This is a genomic window from Streptococcus sp. 27098_8_91 (assembly GCF_041432385.1).
Lineage (GTDB): Bacteria > Bacillota > Bacilli > Lactobacillales > Streptococcaceae > Streptococcus.
Window position 1 is genome coordinate 386175 of sequence record NZ_JAPVZN010000001.1, and the last position, 14861, is coordinate 401035.

A 14861-nucleotide genomic window follows, 5' to 3' on the forward strand; every position below is an offset into this window, starting at 1 on the left:
AACCTGGTTATTATACTAAATTTTTTCACTGTCTTTCTAATCTAGGAATTCTATCATTTCTCAAAAAGATTTATCTTCTTACTAGCTAAAATTTCCACAATAAAAAAGCCTACCTTTCAGTAGACTTAATAATGATCTTTAAAGGATAAAAAAGCGATGCTTTCACCATCCATCATATATATCAAGCGATTTTCTGCGTCAATACGACGCGACCAAGCTCCTTGGTACTCATACTTGAGCGGTTCTGGTTTACCAATTCCTGTAAATGGATCACGTTGAATATCCTTGATTAGTTTGTTGATTCTTTTTAGCGTTTTCTTGTCTTGAGTTTGCCAGTAGCAATAATCCTCCCAGGCATCTTCTGTAAACTTGAGTAGCATTCATCACTCCTCAATCACATGAACCTGCGTGCGTCCTGCACGAACTTGGGACATTCCTCGCAAGACCTTGTCAGAAAGTTCCTTATTCTGAGCAATCCTCAAAGTTTCTTGAATACTATCCCACTCGCTCTTTGATAGGACTACAATATCTTCATCTGGATTTTTATTGACTACTGCCAAAGGCTCAAACTCATCGTTTACCTTCTTCATGTAGTCTTTTAAATGATTTCGGAATGTTGAGTAAAGAACTGCTTCCATAACCATACCTCGTTTTACCTCTTTTCAACTATTATACACGAAAAGAAAAAAATTGTCAGGAACTTGTACAAGTTTTCCCGCTTCTATCTATTTATTCGAAAAAACTAAAAAAGCCTACCTTTCAGTAGACTTAGTTTGATTCGATTCTGATTGGCACTCGACCAAAATTTTGTTCTGCGATACTTGGGTGTCCCAGCTGATAAATTTGGTCCGCCTTTTGAGTCATGGCATCCCAGGGCTCTTTGCCGATTCTACTAACTAGATTGACCTGCTCTTTCAGAGACTTGAGATGTTGCCTGCCTTTTTCGGTAAATCCAAGGATATGAATAGCTTCTGGCAAGGCACATTCTCTGGCTTGTACCAAGATATAAGTCAATAAACGACGTACACGTGCCTTGGTGTACCGTTTGGTAGCAACTATCTCGACTAACTCTTCCACAGACCGAGCTGTCTTTATGGAATCCTTGATACGCACTGCCATTTCCTGATTAACCTGATAAATAGTAGTTAGGTCAGGATTTGACAAAATTTGATAGCAGAGCAAGGGAAAATAGTTATCCCAGCTCACCTTACCAGCATTTTTAAAGATTTCAACAGAAGGCATAAAACGTTCTAAGAAATCTTGGTCATTTTGGTGCTGACGAAGAGCTGTCGCTGAGGCAAAGTCTACATCCTTGTCCACAGAATGGTAACCAGCTCCCTGACGTTGAATTGGATGAAGGCTGATGTTTCGCCCTGCTACCGCCTTAGCATAGGCAAGAGCAAGGACATGATTGGGCGTATCACCAGAAAAATCAAGACCTGCAAATTCCTTCCACATAGCTTGGGTTTTCTGGGGATAAGAAAGAGAATCAGGTAAATTATCCACAAATTTCTCCATCTCTTGACCACGCTCTGCATATAAGTCAGCGATTTTCTGATAATCTAGAACTTCTTCTGTCCCAAAGGCTAGGCTATCAATCCCCAGGCGAGCCAAGATATCAACAGCTCCTTGTCCAAAGAAATCCGCTGCCTGAACACTGACTAAAAAGGGCAATTCTATTACCAAGTCTGCCCCATTCTCCAGTGCCATCTGGGTCCGAGTCCACTTATCTACAATAGCAGGCTCTCCACGTTGCATGAAATTTCCAGACATGGCCACAATTTTCAGGCCCTCCGCCTGTTCTAGCAGGTATTTGTGGCCATTATGAAAAGGATTGAACTCCGCGATAATACCTGTGATGGTCATGATGTTCTCCTACTTCTGCGCGACAAAAAACCAACGGGTGCTAGTTTCTGTTGGCTCCTTATCCTCAAAGTCAGCATAAAGTTTGAAGGATTGGAAACCTGCCTGTTCCAGCAGAATATCATAGGTCAAAAACTCGTATGTACGCTCCTCATGCACCTCATCATGACGACTAAAGGACCCGTCTTCTTCCTTGATAAAGAAAGTCAGTTCATGCACGATAGAGTGAGGAGCAGCATCCTCGTATGTATCCCAAAGCATGGCAAAGTCTTCTGCATTTTCATGGTAAGAATAGCCTGGAAAAACCTCATCAGTCTGGTAGATCGAATGCACATCAAAGATAAAAACACCATCTTCATTGAGGGCATTATAGACTTCTTTAAAGACGTCCCCTACTTCCACCTCATCCTGCATGTAACAGATAGAGTCCGAATAACAAGTGACAAAGTCATAAGTTCCTACCTTGGACAAATCCAACATATTACCTTCAATAAAATCAATCTTTTGCTTGGCTGAAGTAGCTCTCTTCTCCGCAATCTTCAACATGTCTGCGCTCAAATCCAGTCCAGTTACATCAAAACCTGCCTGAGAAAAGCGCACAGACTGGATACCTGTACCACAAGCCAGCTCCAAGAGTTTCTTTCTCTCCTTAGTCTTTGGCAAATGACGCAGGGAAAAATCCATCCATTTATCGTATAAACTATCGTCCATCACAGCATCGTAAACAGCCGCAAAGGTTTCATAAGTAGGCATAATTAAGTTACAAAGAGCTTCCCTGGCAAATACCACTCGCTCTTTACCTTTCAATCAATTTTTCTAAAATAAGCAAATAAAACCCAGTTGACTGCAACTGAGTTCATCTTCTAAGCCAGAGTTTCTGAGAGGTCTACTGACTCTGCCTCATGCCAAAGTTTTTCTAGATTATAGTGGGCACGCATTTCTTCTGAAAAGATATGCACAACGACACTGCCGAGGTCTAGCAAGACCCAGCCTCCAGCTGCATCACCTTCGACATGGCTGCCTTTAAAGCCAGCTTCCGCTACTTTTTCACGGATATTTTCAGCGATAGCGTCCAATTGACGGCTATTCATAGAACTAGTGATGACAAAGTAGTCAGTCACACTAGTCAAATCTTGTACATCAAGTGCCAGGATATCCTCCGCACGTTTCTCATCAGCCGCTTTCACGACTAGTTCTAGTAATTCTTTTTCGTTCATTTAGTCCTCTTTCTAGAAAATATGTTTGTAATCTAGGACATCTGCAAAGCGCTCCTCCCAAATGCCCTCATAAAATTCATTTATCGTTTCTGCTGGAATGTCATCGCCATCAAACGTTGTGCAAGTTCCTTCTGGAATAATAAGCTGATAGCCATATTCAAAGGCAACCTTGACAGAGGTATCCACACAATATTCTGTCTGCATACCACATAAAACTAATTTTTCAATCCCCTGTTTATCCAAGTATTCTTTTAAACCAGTTTCTTTGAAAATACTGTTATACTTCTTCTGAAAGACCTTTTCATTAGGTTTTCGACTTAAAAACTCAGATAACTGCCAATCTTCTGATGTTTGAGCTTCAGAGTTCTCAATATGTTGAACATAAATAATTTCGATATTCTTGCTTCTAGCCTGGTTTTGTAAATAAGAAATTTTTTCCAATAGACTTTTTGTCTGAAACCCAGTTTCCACTAAAATATTCTGAACATCAATGATTATAAAAGCCGTCTTCATTTAATCCTCTTTCAAATAGTGCACAAAGGCGTTATAGGTTTCAAGGGTTTGGGGATAGATGGGGAATCCCTGATGAGCTAAATGCTCCACGGTATGAGCTGTCTCGTAAGCTACTGCCTTATTTAGTGATAGTTCAGCAATTTCACGCGCCTCATCTACTCCTGGAAAGGCACGATTGTGCTCGATGTAGTCTGCAACATAGATAACTTTGTCAAGATCCGTCATCTGACTCGCTCCAACTGTATGGATTTCTATTGCACGCAGAATTTCAGGATCTTTCAAATCTAAATCTTCCTGAATCTTGTAAATTCCTACCATCCCATGCCAGACATTATTGCCCCAATTTTTGAAGTCTGGATCTAGTTGATATCGGTCAATCAAGTCTAGAAATTCTTGATCTGATAGCTTTTTAGCATAGTCATGAAGGAGACCGGCTAGACCTGCTTTTTCAACATCCACACCAAAGCGCTGAGCCAATTCTATGGCTGCACGCTCTACACCCAGACAATGGGTTAGACGTTTTTCAGGTAGGAGCTCTGCCATTTTTTCCAACAATTCTTTACGCGAACAGTTGATATAGTCTTGGTATGCCATCAGTAAAGCCCTTCTTTCTCAATATAGTCTAGTACAGGCTTAGGTAGGAGAAAGTTAGGTGTGCGTCCTTGGGCGATGAAATCACGCACCATGCTGGATGAAATATCCATAAGAGGCACATCCACCCAGATGACTGGATAAGAAGTCCCTGCCTTGTAACGTGGACGCTGAACCCCTACAAACTGAACTAGTTCCACCAACTCATCAATTCTATACCACTTAGGCAGATAGTCTACCATATCTGCACCGATAATGAAATAGTAATCTGTATCTGGATTCTTCTCTGTTAGAAGCTTCATGGTGTCGTAGGTGTAAGAAATACCCTTACGCTCTAGCTCAATGGTCTCAATAGCTAGACCTTCAATTCCATCAATCGCCAATTCTAACATCTTGAGGCGGTGGTGTTCAGGAATGGTTTCCTTTTTGTCTACGTGAGGGGGCTGATATTCGGGCATGAGCAGAACCTGATCCAATCCCAACTGCTGGCGCACTTGGTCTGCAACAATCAGGTGTGCATTATGAACAGGGTTAAAATTTCCACCCAAGATACCGACTTGTTTGCGTTTTTTATCCTTGATTTCTGGCTCTAACTCCACTTTTGTAAAGGGAGTTAATAATTCGATTGCCATAGGTTAATCTCCTTTACTCTTCTGTAAAAACAGCTTTTGGGAGTATCGTTCTTAGATTTCTTTAACTTTTTTAGAAATCTTGCGATTTTCTTTCTTGCTTGATTGTTTATACAAAATCAAGATGCGTCCGATTTTTTGGACTGTATCCACACCGATTTCTTCTTCCAAAATTTCAGCTACTTCGTGGATATTTTCATCTGTGTTTTGCAAGAGAGTAACCTTGATCAATTCACGCGCGTCAAGTGCTTGGCGAACGCTGGTTTTAATTTGGTCGTTAAGACCATTTTTCCCGATTTGGATGATGGGTTTGAGGGTGTGTGCCTGGCTGTTGAGGAAGGCACGTTGTTTTGATGTTAGTGACATATTCTTTCTTCCTTTTTTGATAGTTATTTTAGGTGGTGAGGGACGATCGGAACTAATTTTCCAAAGATATCATCTTTGAAAAATGGATTTCCTGACCTCACAATTGAGCCTAGGTCTCAATTGTGCCCCTTGCCAATCTAAAGATTGGCAGGACACCACGGCAATAACTATCTTTTTATGAGCTCACTTTGTTCGCTCGGTGATTTTATTTTAAATAATTGCTTTTCTTGTGACGACGGCGACGCCTTCTGGTGCCCAGACGGCTACTTTGGCAGTTCCTGTTACACGGATCCAGCCTAGTCCTGAGATAACTAGGTCCGTCTTGTCTTTAATATTAAAGACATGTTGGACTAGTTTCGGAAAGTCTTCTTTTTCCTTGCTATTTGGTGGTGTAAGGAGGGTTCCAAGGTGCTTGTCGTAAAAGGCACTAGCTCCCTCTAGCTTGGTACGATGAAGTTTGAGTTCATTGTCAAAGAAGGCTGTAAAACCTTGCTTTTCTCCTGCAATAAAATCAAAGCGTCCCAATCCACCTAAAAATAGGGTTTGTTCAGGGTTTAGCTGATAGGTTTTTGGTTTGATTTCCTTTTTAGGACTGACATACTTGAGGTTTTTAGCAGTCAAGTAGTGAGCCATCTGGTGACGGTGGATAATCCCCGGCGTATCATAAATATAAGAACCGTCATCGAGTGGGATTTCAATCTTATCCAAGGTTGTTCCTGGGAAGCGTGAAGTTGTGATGACATTCTGGTCACCTGTGATCTCCTGGATGATAGCATTGATAAGGGTTGATTTCCCGACATTGGTCACACCAACTACGTAAACATCACGTCCCTTACGGTAGTGCTCAATCTTATCGATTACTTCTCTGATGGCATGCTTATTTTGGGCAGAAGTTAAGACGACATCAACAGGACGCAAGCCTTCCTCGTGAGCACGCTCCATCAGCCACTGGCTAATCTTACCTGGTTTCACTGACTTAGGTAGGATATCTTTTTTGTTTCCAACCAAGAGCACATCATTTCCCGACACAAAGCGTGGCAAACCTGGGATAACAGAGCCATTGAAGTCAAAAATATCAATGACATTGACCACCAAGGCATCACTGTCTCCTACCTCGTGCAAGAGTTTGAGGAAATCATCATCCGTTAACTGAACATCTGTGATTTCATTATAATGACGAAGACGGAAACAACGCTGGCAATAAACTTCTCCAGTTTCCAAACCTTTTTCAAGTGCTGACTGAGGTGTAAAACCTAAACCAGTCTTATCTTCCGTCTGAATGGTTGCTCCACAACCAATACAGAGAATTTCTTCCATAATTAGATTCCTTTTTTATAAGTAATAGGGCCGTACTTTTCAGCGATTTTTCTCATCATACGACGCTCACGAGCTCGGTTAATCTGAGTCTTAATAGAGTCGTGTTGAACTAATGGTTTAACCAAAATCGAGCGAATACCTGCTCGATGGGCTGCTCGAATATCCGTCATTAGCTGGTCGCCAACCATGACCACTTGGTCTTTTTCATAGTGGAAATGTTTCATGGCACGGTTAATTCCTAGAGTAAAGGGCTTCAGTGCCCAGTAAACATAGTCAATATTAAATTTTTCAACTGCTCGTTTGACACGTTTGGGAGTATTGTTAGATACCACAATGATCCGTATGCCAGCATCACGCAGATCATGCAACCATTGCTTCATCTCTACTGTTCCATCTGGATTATTCCAAGCAATCAGGGTATTGTCCAAATCCACCAAAACAGCTTTGATTCCCTGTTTTTGCAGGCTTTGAACTGTCAGATCATAAACTGCTTCCACGGCAAAATCTGGCATATAATTTTCAATCGCCATTCTGTCTCCTTCTCTTTTATTTTCTAGTAATTTTCTTCAGCCATTGAGATAAGGCTGCCCATAAAATCAAACTTGCTATTAAGATATAAATCCAAGCATTGGGCTCTTCTGTAAATGGCAGAGGGACATTCATTCCGAAAAATCCTGTAATGACTGCAAGAATGGCTAGCAAAACTGAGATAATGGTCAAGGTTGTCAAACTATCATTCAGGTTATTGTTTAGGATGTTGTTGTAAGAAGCGGAGAGTTGTTGCAAGACTTGAGAAATCAAATCTGTCATGGACACCAACTGATGAGCTTCAATCATAGCATCATCAAACTGCTCTCTTTCCACTTCGTTAAAGTTCCGATAAAGCGCGTGTCCTTGGATATGTTCCAAGAGGAGGCGATTTTGTTTAGCCGCAGCTGTCAAGTAAACCATACCAGTTTCCAAGTCAGAGAGGGCAAAGAGATTTTTTTTAGTGGTTGTTTGACGTAACAAGGCACTGATTTCATCCTTACTTTTATCCATCTGTTCAATGACGGGATAATAAGCATTGCTGATAAGCTCTAAACCGGCAAATAGAAACTTGTAGATTGAAATGATTTCATGATTTTCAAGATAGCCTAGCATCTGATCAATGACATAAGCGTTCTTATGATTGCTGATGGTAATCATTCGTTGTTTTTCAACGATAAAGGTCATGGGAATGGCTTCATAGTATTCCTTGTCCTTCTCTAAGTCAAGAACGTTGTAGATAAAGGTCACTGTCCCATTTTCACGGTTATAATCCATGTGGGCTCGTTCGTTTCTATCCAGCGCATACTCGATGGTTTCTTTATCCAATCCATAGATTTCAGATAAATCTTCAAGATTTTTGATGATTTCCACATCTAGATTAATCCAGGTACAACCATTTCCTAACTGCTTATCTAAAAACATCGTTTCTCCTTTACCAAACTCTTTCTATTGTACCATAAATCAAGTAAAATTTCAGTTCTCTTCTTTTCTTGAAAAATTGCTAACCACAGTGATATTTCGGTTAGGAACAAAGTGAAGGGCTTGGTCATCACTTCGCAATTGAGTCGTTCGAATTCCGACACTAACTACTTTTCCTGATACAGTAATAGGCCCATTGGTCAAAACAACTTCATCTCCTACATCCAACTGGCGCTCAAAGAGAATAAAGAAGCCATTGATGACATCTGATAGAAAACCTTGTGCTCCCATACCGATAGCCACCCCAGCAATCCCCGCACCTGCAAGCAAGCTAGAAACAGGTAAGCCTAAAATAGACAAGATACAGTAAATCAAGAAGAAATAAAGTGTGTAGTTGAAAATATTCTCAAGCAAACGAGAAATCGTCTTTTGTCTACCTGCATCTCGATTTGAAAACTTAAGTGACGGTTTAACAATCTTTCCTACAGCAACATGGAGGAACTTTTTAGCTATATAAAATAGAAGGATAAGAAGTAGAAGAGAAATCACCTTGGTCAAGAGATTTTCTAAAACAGTTGTTAGATCTAATTTATCCAGATAACGTTGAAAAAATTCTTGCATATAAAACTCCTTTTCTATCCATTATACCATAAATCCTTCCCAGCCATCCTTTTCATAAATATTCATTTATTCTAATAAAATCTATGAGACACTTGCTTTTCAAGTATATTTATACTATAATCATAAACAATACACAAAAAGGAGACCTTTATGAAAAGAATTATTCGTGCTTGGAACAAAACAAATCTGATCAAACGGATCGGGATTGGAATGACCTTGGGGGCTATTCTAGGTCTACTCGTTCCTAATCTAACTGGCATCGGTTTATTGGGAGATTTATTTGTAGGAGGACTAAAGGCCATCGCCCCTATCCTGGTTTTTACTTTAGTCGCTAACGCCCTTTCCCAACACCAGAAAGGTCAAGATAGCAATATGAAAAAAGTCATTTTCCTCTATTTGCTGGGGACTTTTGCTGCGGCTCTTGTAGCAGTTTTGGCTAGTTTTCTCTTCCCTGTTCAGATGGTCTTGAGTAGCGCTAGCACAGAAGTTACTCCTCCAGACGGTATCGGACAAGTGCTAAGCAATCTTCTGCTAAAAATAGTAGATAATCCTGTCAACGCCATCATCGAAGCTAACTATATCGGAATTTTATCTTGGGCTATCGTCTTTGGAGTTGCCATGCGTGAAGCTAGTAAAAATAGCAAGGAGCTACTCAAAACAATGGCCAGTGTGACTTCAAAAATCGTCGAATGGATCATTAATCTGGCGCCCTTTGGTATCCTGGGCTTGGTCTTCAAAACCATCTCTGACCAAGGTATCGCTAGTCTAGCAAACTACGGGATCCTACTCGGACTTTTGATTGCTACTATGGTTTTCGTTGCCCTAGTGATCAATCCTCTGATTGCTTTTCTCTTTATCAAGAAAAATCCATATCCACTTGTTTGGAAATGTTTGCGTATCAGCGGCGTTACAGCCTTTTTCACTCGAAGTTCCGCTGCTAATATCCCTGTTAATATGAAACTCTGTGAGGATCTAGGTCTTAATCCAGATACCTATTCTGTCTCTATCCCACTTGGATCAACTATCAATATGGCTGGAGCTGCTGTTACCATCAACATCTTAACCCTAGCAGCTGTCAATACTCTAGGAATCTCAGTTGATTTTGCAACAGCCTTTGTACTCAGTATCGTTGCAGCCATCTCTGCCTGCGGTGCTTCAGGAATTGCTGGAGGTTCTCTCCTACTTATCCCAGTTGCTTGCAGTCTCTTTGGGATTACCAATGATATCGCTATGCAGGTTGTGGGTGTCGGATTTGTCATCGGTGTTATCCAAGACTCTTGCGAAACAGCCCTCAACTCCTCAACAGATGTCCTCTTTACAGCAGTAGCAGAATTTTCCTCTGCTCGCAAAAAATAATCAAGGGCGGTGGGACAGAAATCGATAGACAAAGTCTCGATTTCGTAGTCCCAGCCCCGCGAGGATGATTAGGAGCTTTTTGGAGTCTAAAAGACGAACAAAAAGTTCAATCAGCTACCGCGTCAAAGTTTGATTGCTAATAAAAAGTGAGGTCGGGATCTTTTGTTCCAACCTCTTTGTCTGGTTTCTATCATTCATTTTAGGAAATGTCTCATGTCTATCACCCAACGTACTTTTAAACTCGTTCTGGCAACCTGTTTGGCCTGTGTTCTAGCCTACTTTCTAGATTTATCCTCAGCAGTGTCCGCTGGTATCATTGCTCTATTGAGCTTATCGGATACCCGTCGAAGCACCATTAAGCTAGCTCGTAATCGTTTATTTTCAACTCTTCTTGCTCTTTTCATTGGTGTCCTTTCCTTTCACCTGACTGGCTACCATATTTGGAGTTTTGGTCTCTATCTGGCCCTCTATGTTCCTCTTGCCTACAAATTCGGCTGGGAAATTGGGATTACCCCTAGTAGTGTCTTGGTCAGTCATCTCTTGGTTCAAGAGTCTATATCACCAGATCTGCTTGTGAATGAGCTCCTCCTATTTCTTATTGGTACGGGATTTGCCTTGACTGTCAACCTCTACATGCCTTCTCGACAAGAAGAAATCCATCTCTATCATCTCAAGGTGGAAGAAAAACTAAAACACATCCTGCAACGTTTTGAATATTATCTTGGAAAGGGCGATGGCCGCAACCGTGCACAACTTGTTGAAGAACTGGACCAACTCCTCGAAGAAGCGCTCAAACTCGTCTACCTTGATCACTCTGACCACCTCTTCCACCAAACCGATTACCATATCCACTATTTTGAAATGAGACAGAGACAGAGTCGCATTCTTCGCAATATGGCCCAGCAAATCAACACCTGTAATCTAGCAGCAAGCGAAAGCCTAATCCTTGCCCAGCTATTTGCTAAAATTGCGGATCAACTCAGTCAGACCAATCCTGCCAACGATTTATTAAAGGATATTGAAAGCTACCTGCAGGTATTTCGCAATCGTAACCTCCCTAAAACAAGGGAAGAATTTGAAACACGCGCAACCTTACTTCAACTCCTACGCGAATTGGAAAACTTTATCCAACTGAAAGTTGACTTCTATCAACGCTATTCTGAAGAAAAAAGCAATCTATCATCATAAACAAAACACCTTTTGAACTGCGAGAACTTGCAATTCAAAAGGTGTTTTTCTGTCTCGAACCTAGCTAACTAGTTAATCTTACCGAGTAGCAAAATTGCTATGAACTCCTAATGATAGACTTATCTTTCCCTTAAGAAGTATAGATGGAATTTCTAAACTCATTTGATTCCTTGAGATATGCTTTGTATATAGCTTTTTTCAACGTCTGAACAGGAGTTTCAATGAAACGGTATTGTTTTTGACTGATATTTCCTGCTTTAATCTGAGCAAGTTCTTCTTTTACCGCTTCTTCCATCAATTGCTTCATTCGTTCAGGACTAGAAATCACTTCCTGCTTACCTTTGTAGTCAATGGTAATCGGTTTTAACTTACTGATATTCGCAATCCGTTCATCCATTTGTTCCTTCTTGAATTGAGCATAGGTCTTACCAGCTAAGATCTTTTCAAAGATGTATTGGTCTGACAAGGGTCTATTCTCTTTTTCAGCATCTTGCTTGTACTGATTAGAGACATAAGGAACGAAACCTTCGTAATAGCCAAGTCCTGCCATGAGTTCAAAGGCTTGTTTTCTAAAGCTGATATCACCACTCATTCCCTTATCATTTTCGTTGACACCATAAATCGTATCAAACATATCAACTGTATAATATCCATTGGCATCTACTTTCCCTGTAGCCGTGAATCCTTTAATGATATAGCGATTTACCACGATATGATTGTCAATCAAACTATGAACATCTCCTAGCTTGCTAGCATCTGCCTCTGTTAAAGCCTTGATTTCCTCGCTCTGGTGGCTTGGTTTGACAGATGGATTTGGATAAGGAACAGGTGTTCTTGAACCACTTGTCGCACTTGGTAAGAGTTGCTTGAAGTAGACTGCCTTATCCGCAGCTGACAATCCTCGACTTGCCTCAGCTTCTAGATAATCTAAAGTATAGAGAACATCGAAACTACCGTGCATATATTCTTTCAAATCTGCGGCTGATTTAAAGCGCTCAGGTGTCTTGTTGTAGAAACTGTCTTTGTCACTCTCATCATAAACAAAGTTCAAGTTAAAGTAGGTATCTGTTTCAGGAGTGTAGGAGTTTTCAAAGATTCCACGTGCATAGAATTCTGCCCCAGTACCATCTCGTCGACCATAATTGTTAAAGAGAACTGTACGATCCAACAAGTGAGTCATTTCATGAGAATAGGTTGCTGACCCTCGATCATCCAAAACTCTATCAATAAAGTAGCGCACACCAGCCCCATTAGCCTCAGCACCTACTGATTGAGGCGGAGAATACATGCCTAACGGAGACATGAAGTCCTTGACTCCCTTATCCGCCTCTGGACCAAACTCCTTAGACCAGGTTTCCTTGATGCCTGCATTTTGCTTGCTAGTATACTTTTTCATAGTATCAACAATCAAACGGTTGGTTACTAGTTTTGATTGATTGTCTTTTTTAGTGATTCTATAAAGCGTATCAACATAAGCAGCCTGACGCTCAGCTGTCAATTCAACCAAAGCCTTCACTTTTTCCAATTCAGCCTTATATTGAGTAGGATTGCTTTGAGCCAGTGAGGTATCCATATAAGTTCCGATATTTCCGTAAGAAACGGTTGCCATATTTGTAATAGCATAAATACTTGGTTCCTTGATATTCACTAGGCCTAGAAGGGTTGCCATGTTATATTGTTTGCGATTATCAATCTGTTGAGGTTCTGCCCCGTACTTGGCAGGATCAGAGGTCAACTTCGTGTAGAGACTGACATTTTCATCTGTCTTCTCTTTGGATTTCTTCTCAACAACGATGGCTTTTGTAGCATCCTTCAACCAAGTATCACCATCCATGATTGTAAAGGTTGTTCGGTTATAGTCAAGAAAGTCTAATAGGGTTGACTTATCGGTTACTTTTCCAAAGTAAGTTTCAAATGTTCGTGGGCTATTGACCAGCTTCATCTCATCATAGTTCATTGAACCCAGAGATGTTAGCCATTCTAATGACGTCACCTTCTTGCCAAAGGAGCTTGGATTGTAGGCAAGAATATCACGGATGTTGGTCTTGCCAAAATCAATATTGTAGAAACGATTGATATAGGTTAAACCTAGGAGAATCTTTTCCTTATTAGCTTCTAAATCTGCCTGAACCTTAGCTCTGCTTTCCGCTGTATTTCCGAGCACACTCAAGGTATGGGCTACAACTTTTTTAAGGTCTGTATCTAGGGTCTTTTTCGTTTCTTCAAGCGCGTCTTTAATAGATAATCTCTCTAGATATTCTTTGCGAAGGACTTCTTTAACCTCTTCATCTGTAATAGTAGGATTTGTCTTTTTGAGTTCAATCTTCTTACTAATCACATCTCGTCCTAGAATATTTGGTCTGAGGGCATTTGTCACATAAGCGTTGGAAAGCAGGTCCACAGCCTTCATTCCTTGGCTAGCAGGTCGTACATCGATAGCATTTTCTAACTCCGTATTCACTGGAAGAAGATGTGGTTTGTTTTCTTTGGTTCCCACCAAGATGACCTTTGGCTTCATTGCTTTTGTCACAGCACTTGTTTCCGTGTGTGATAGCAATTCACCTGTTTGAGAATTTACTTCATAAACTCTGGTAGTGGTGGTCTCCCCAGGCTCTCCCTGACTTTCTACTTTTTCAAGATCCTTATCAAGTGTTGGATCCTGACGACGTTCCTCCTTGATTGGAATTGGTGTCACGACGGTTTCGACATTTCCGACTTTCATAACTTTATCAATCGGAGCTGTTACTTCTTTTTGGTGATTTCTCTCTGTAACCTGACCTGTCTGAGCATCTACTTGGTAGGTGGTAGTCGTTTTTTCGATTCCTTCCTTACCTGAAATAGCAACTTTTTCTGTTTGATAAGGAAGTGTCGGGTCTGCTTCATAAACCGTATTATTTGCGATGACCCTTGTTTCTACACTTGGTTTGGTCCCAACTAGAACAACCTCATCTACCTTTTCCACCAGAGTTTTTGATGTACTAGCCTCTGTAATCTGACCACTGGTTTGATCTCTTGTATATCGTGTAGTGGTTTCTGCTTTTCCATTGACCCCATGTGTTTTCGTCTTTCTAGAACCGACCTCTTGGCTATCATCTGCTTGATAGATTGTTTTATATGGGATTGTTTGGGTGTCAACTTTTGGTTGTGGAACTGGCGCCGACTCTACCTTAGTACCTACTGCTATGATTTCGGAAATTGGCTCCAAAGTCACAGTATTGGATTTGACTTGGCGGACTTCTTTGCCAGCCACAGTCGTCACTTCCGTTAAAATAGTACGCTCACCGGCTACGCCTGATCGGATAAGGCGGGTTTCACCCTTAAGCAAGTCTGGATCGTCCTGATGAATAGTGTCATAGGCAATGGCTTCTGTCGTAACTTCAAGCTCCGGCTTCTCCTCGACCAAGCTCGGAGCACCTTCACTTGGAATTGAAGTGGATTCTACCCTAGTACCTACTGCGATAATTTCGGTAACGGGCGCGGTCGTAACTTCATTAGAGACCTGCTTGCGAGTTTCCTTGCCATCTACAGTCGTAACCTCGGTTAAAATAGTACGCTCACCTGCTACTCCTGCTCTGATGACACGGGTTTGACCCTTAAACAAGTCTGGATCTTCCTGATGGATAGTGTCATAGGCAATGGCTTCTGTCGTAACTTCAAGCTCTGGCTTCTCTTGGACCAAACTCAGAGTACCTTCACTTGGAGTTGAAGTGGATTCTACCTTAGTGCCTACTGCTATGATTTCAGTAACTGG

General features: G+C 41.1%; 16 protein-coding genes. 2 read left to right on the forward strand and 14 right to left on the reverse strand.

The genetic code is table 11. The features are described 5' to 3' along the window. Nucleotides 1-125: 125 nt before the first annotated feature. From O3611_RS01750 to O3611_RS01810, 13 genes are all read right to left on the reverse strand, one after another. Nucleotides 126-380, reverse strand: a complete 255-nt coding sequence (locus O3611_RS01750) for a Txe/YoeB family addiction module toxin (RefSeq protein WP_371607614.1) — start codon at nucleotides 378-380, stop codon at nucleotides 126-128. Nucleotides 381-383: 3 nt separating this feature from the next. Further along, complete coding sequence (locus O3611_RS01755; RefSeq protein ID WP_371607615.1) at nucleotides 384-638, reverse strand: type II toxin-antitoxin system Phd/YefM family antitoxin; 255 nt, start codon at nucleotides 636-638, stop codon at nucleotides 384-386. Between the two features lie 130 nt (nucleotides 639-768). Further along, nucleotides 769-1866: a nucleotidyltransferase gene (locus O3611_RS01760; RefSeq protein WP_371607616.1), complete on the reverse strand. Its 1098-nt coding sequence runs from the start codon at nucleotides 1864-1866 to the stop codon at nucleotides 769-771. Nucleotides 1867-1875: 9 nt separating this feature from the next. Continuing rightward, entirely contained in the window at nucleotides 1876-2616 is a 741-nt protein-coding gene (locus O3611_RS01765; RefSeq protein WP_281335341.1) for a class I SAM-dependent methyltransferase, read from the reverse strand. A 110-nt stretch (nucleotides 2617-2726) separates the two neighbouring features. Further along, on the reverse strand, nucleotides 2727-3080 hold the full coding sequence (gene rsfS / locus O3611_RS01770) for a ribosome silencing factor (protein WP_281335340.1): 354 nt from the start codon (nucleotides 3078-3080) through the stop codon (nucleotides 2727-2729). 12 nt (nucleotides 3081-3092) lie between these two features. Next, nucleotides 3093-3593: a cysteine hydrolase family protein gene (locus O3611_RS01775; protein WP_281335339.1), complete on the reverse strand. Its 501-nt coding sequence runs from the start codon at nucleotides 3591-3593 to the stop codon at nucleotides 3093-3095. After that, the gene (yqeK, locus tag O3611_RS01780) at nucleotides 3594-4187 is read right to left on the reverse strand and encodes a bis(5'-nucleosyl)-tetraphosphatase (symmetrical) YqeK (protein ID WP_281335338.1); all 594 of its coding nucleotides are present in this window, start codon (nucleotides 4185-4187) and stop codon (nucleotides 3594-3596) included. After that, entirely contained in the window at nucleotides 4187-4816 is a 630-nt protein-coding gene (locus O3611_RS01785) for a nicotinate-nucleotide adenylyltransferase (protein ID WP_000963691.1), read from the reverse strand. Before O3611_RS01785 ends, yqeK begins: the two co-directional genes overlap by 1 nt. 51 nt (nucleotides 4817-4867) lie before the next feature. Next, nucleotides 4868-5179 carry a ribosome assembly RNA-binding protein YhbY gene (gene yhbY / locus O3611_RS01790; RefSeq protein ID WP_000060171.1) on the reverse strand — a complete coding sequence of 104 codons (312 nt, stop codon included), beginning with the start codon at nucleotides 5177-5179 and terminating at the stop codon, nucleotides 4868-4870. A 210-nt stretch (nucleotides 5180-5389) separates the two neighbouring features. Beyond that, nucleotides 5390-6496 (reverse strand): ribosome biogenesis GTPase YqeH, encoded by a 1107-nt coding sequence (yqeH, locus tag O3611_RS01795; protein ID WP_248035260.1) that lies wholly within the window; start codon nucleotides 6494-6496, stop codon nucleotides 5390-5392. A 2-nt stretch (nucleotides 6497-6498) separates the two neighbouring features. Beyond that, nucleotides 6499-7026 (reverse strand): YqeG family HAD IIIA-type phosphatase, encoded by a 528-nt coding sequence (locus tag O3611_RS01800; protein ID WP_248035262.1) that lies wholly within the window; start codon nucleotides 7024-7026, stop codon nucleotides 6499-6501. Between the two features lie 16 nt (nucleotides 7027-7042). Continuing rightward, nucleotides 7043-7948 (reverse strand): magnesium transporter CorA family protein, encoded by a 906-nt coding sequence (locus O3611_RS01805; RefSeq protein WP_075231455.1) that lies wholly within the window; start codon nucleotides 7946-7948, stop codon nucleotides 7043-7045. Between the two features lie 51 nt (nucleotides 7949-7999). Continuing rightward, entirely contained in the window at nucleotides 8000-8566 is a 567-nt protein-coding gene (locus O3611_RS01810) for a mechanosensitive ion channel family protein (protein WP_001154834.1), read from the reverse strand. 150 nt (nucleotides 8567-8716) lie between these two features. On the opposite strand from O3611_RS01810, the gene sstT reads away from it, so the two are divergent. Continuing rightward, nucleotides 8717-9922 carry a serine/threonine transporter SstT gene (gene sstT, locus O3611_RS01815; protein ID WP_371607617.1) on the forward strand — a complete coding sequence of 402 codons (1206 nt, stop codon included), beginning with the start codon at nucleotides 8717-8719 and terminating at the stop codon, nucleotides 9920-9922. Between the two features lie 213 nt (nucleotides 9923-10135). Further along, entirely contained in the window at nucleotides 10136-11110 is a 975-nt protein-coding gene (locus O3611_RS01820; RefSeq protein WP_371607618.1) for an aromatic acid exporter family protein, read from the forward strand. A 130-nt stretch (nucleotides 11111-11240) separates the two neighbouring features. Here the strand turns inward: O3611_RS01820 and O3611_RS01825 are convergent. Further along, on the reverse strand, nucleotides 11241-14861 hold a 3621-nt coding region (locus O3611_RS01825; protein ID WP_371607619.1), incomplete at its 5' end, for a ZmpA/ZmpB/ZmpC family metallo-endopeptidase.

Excerpts from the sequence above, each read along its gene's own strand:
- O3611_RS01750 (WP_371607614.1), bottom strand. The coding sequence starts at position 380 with ATGCTACTCAAGTTTACAGAAGATGCCTGGGAGGATTATTGCTACTGG.
- O3611_RS01755 (WP_371607615.1), bottom strand. The coding sequence starts at position 638 with ATGGAAGCAGTTCTTTACTCAACATTCCGAAATCATTTAAAAGACTAC.
- O3611_RS01760 (WP_371607616.1), bottom strand. The coding sequence starts at position 1,866 with ATGACCATCACAGGTATTATCGCGGAGTTCAATCCTTTTCATAATGGC.
- O3611_RS01765 (WP_281335341.1), bottom strand. The coding sequence starts at position 2,616 with ATGCCTACTTATGAAACCTTTGCGGCTGTTTACGATGCTGTGATGGAC.
- rsfS (WP_281335340.1), bottom strand. The coding sequence starts at position 3,080 with ATGAACGAAAAAGAATTACTAGAACTAGTCGTGAAAGCGGCTGATGAG.
- O3611_RS01775 (WP_281335339.1), bottom strand. The coding sequence starts at position 3,593 with ATGAAGACGGCTTTTATAATCATTGATGTTCAGAATATTTTAGTGGAA.
- yqeK (WP_281335338.1), bottom strand. The coding sequence starts at position 4,187 with ATGGCATACCAAGACTATATCAACTGTTCGCGTAAAGAATTGTTGGAA.
- O3611_RS01785 (WP_000963691.1), bottom strand. The coding sequence starts at position 4,816 with ATGGCAATCGAATTATTAACTCCCTTTACAAAAGTGGAGTTAGAGCCA.
- yhbY (WP_000060171.1), bottom strand. The coding sequence starts at position 5,179 with ATGTCACTAACATCAAAACAACGTGCCTTCCTCAACAGCCAGGCACAC.
- yqeH (WP_248035260.1), bottom strand. The coding sequence starts at position 6,496 with ATGGAAGAAATTCTCTGTATTGGTTGTGGAGCAACCATTCAGACGGAA.
- O3611_RS01800 (WP_248035262.1), bottom strand. The coding sequence starts at position 7,026 with ATGGCGATTGAAAATTATATGCCAGATTTTGCCGTGGAAGCAGTTTAT.
- O3611_RS01805 (WP_075231455.1), bottom strand. The coding sequence starts at position 7,948 with ATGTTTTTAGATAAGCAGTTAGGAAATGGTTGTACCTGGATTAATCTA.
- O3611_RS01810 (WP_001154834.1), bottom strand. The coding sequence starts at position 8,566 with ATGCAAGAATTTTTTCAACGTTATCTGGATAAATTAGATCTAACAACT.
- sstT (WP_371607617.1), top strand. The coding sequence starts at position 8,717 with ATGAAAAGAATTATTCGTGCTTGGAACAAAACAAATCTGATCAAACGG.
- O3611_RS01820 (WP_371607618.1), top strand. The coding sequence starts at position 10,136 with ATGTCTATCACCCAACGTACTTTTAAACTCGTTCTGGCAACCTGTTTG.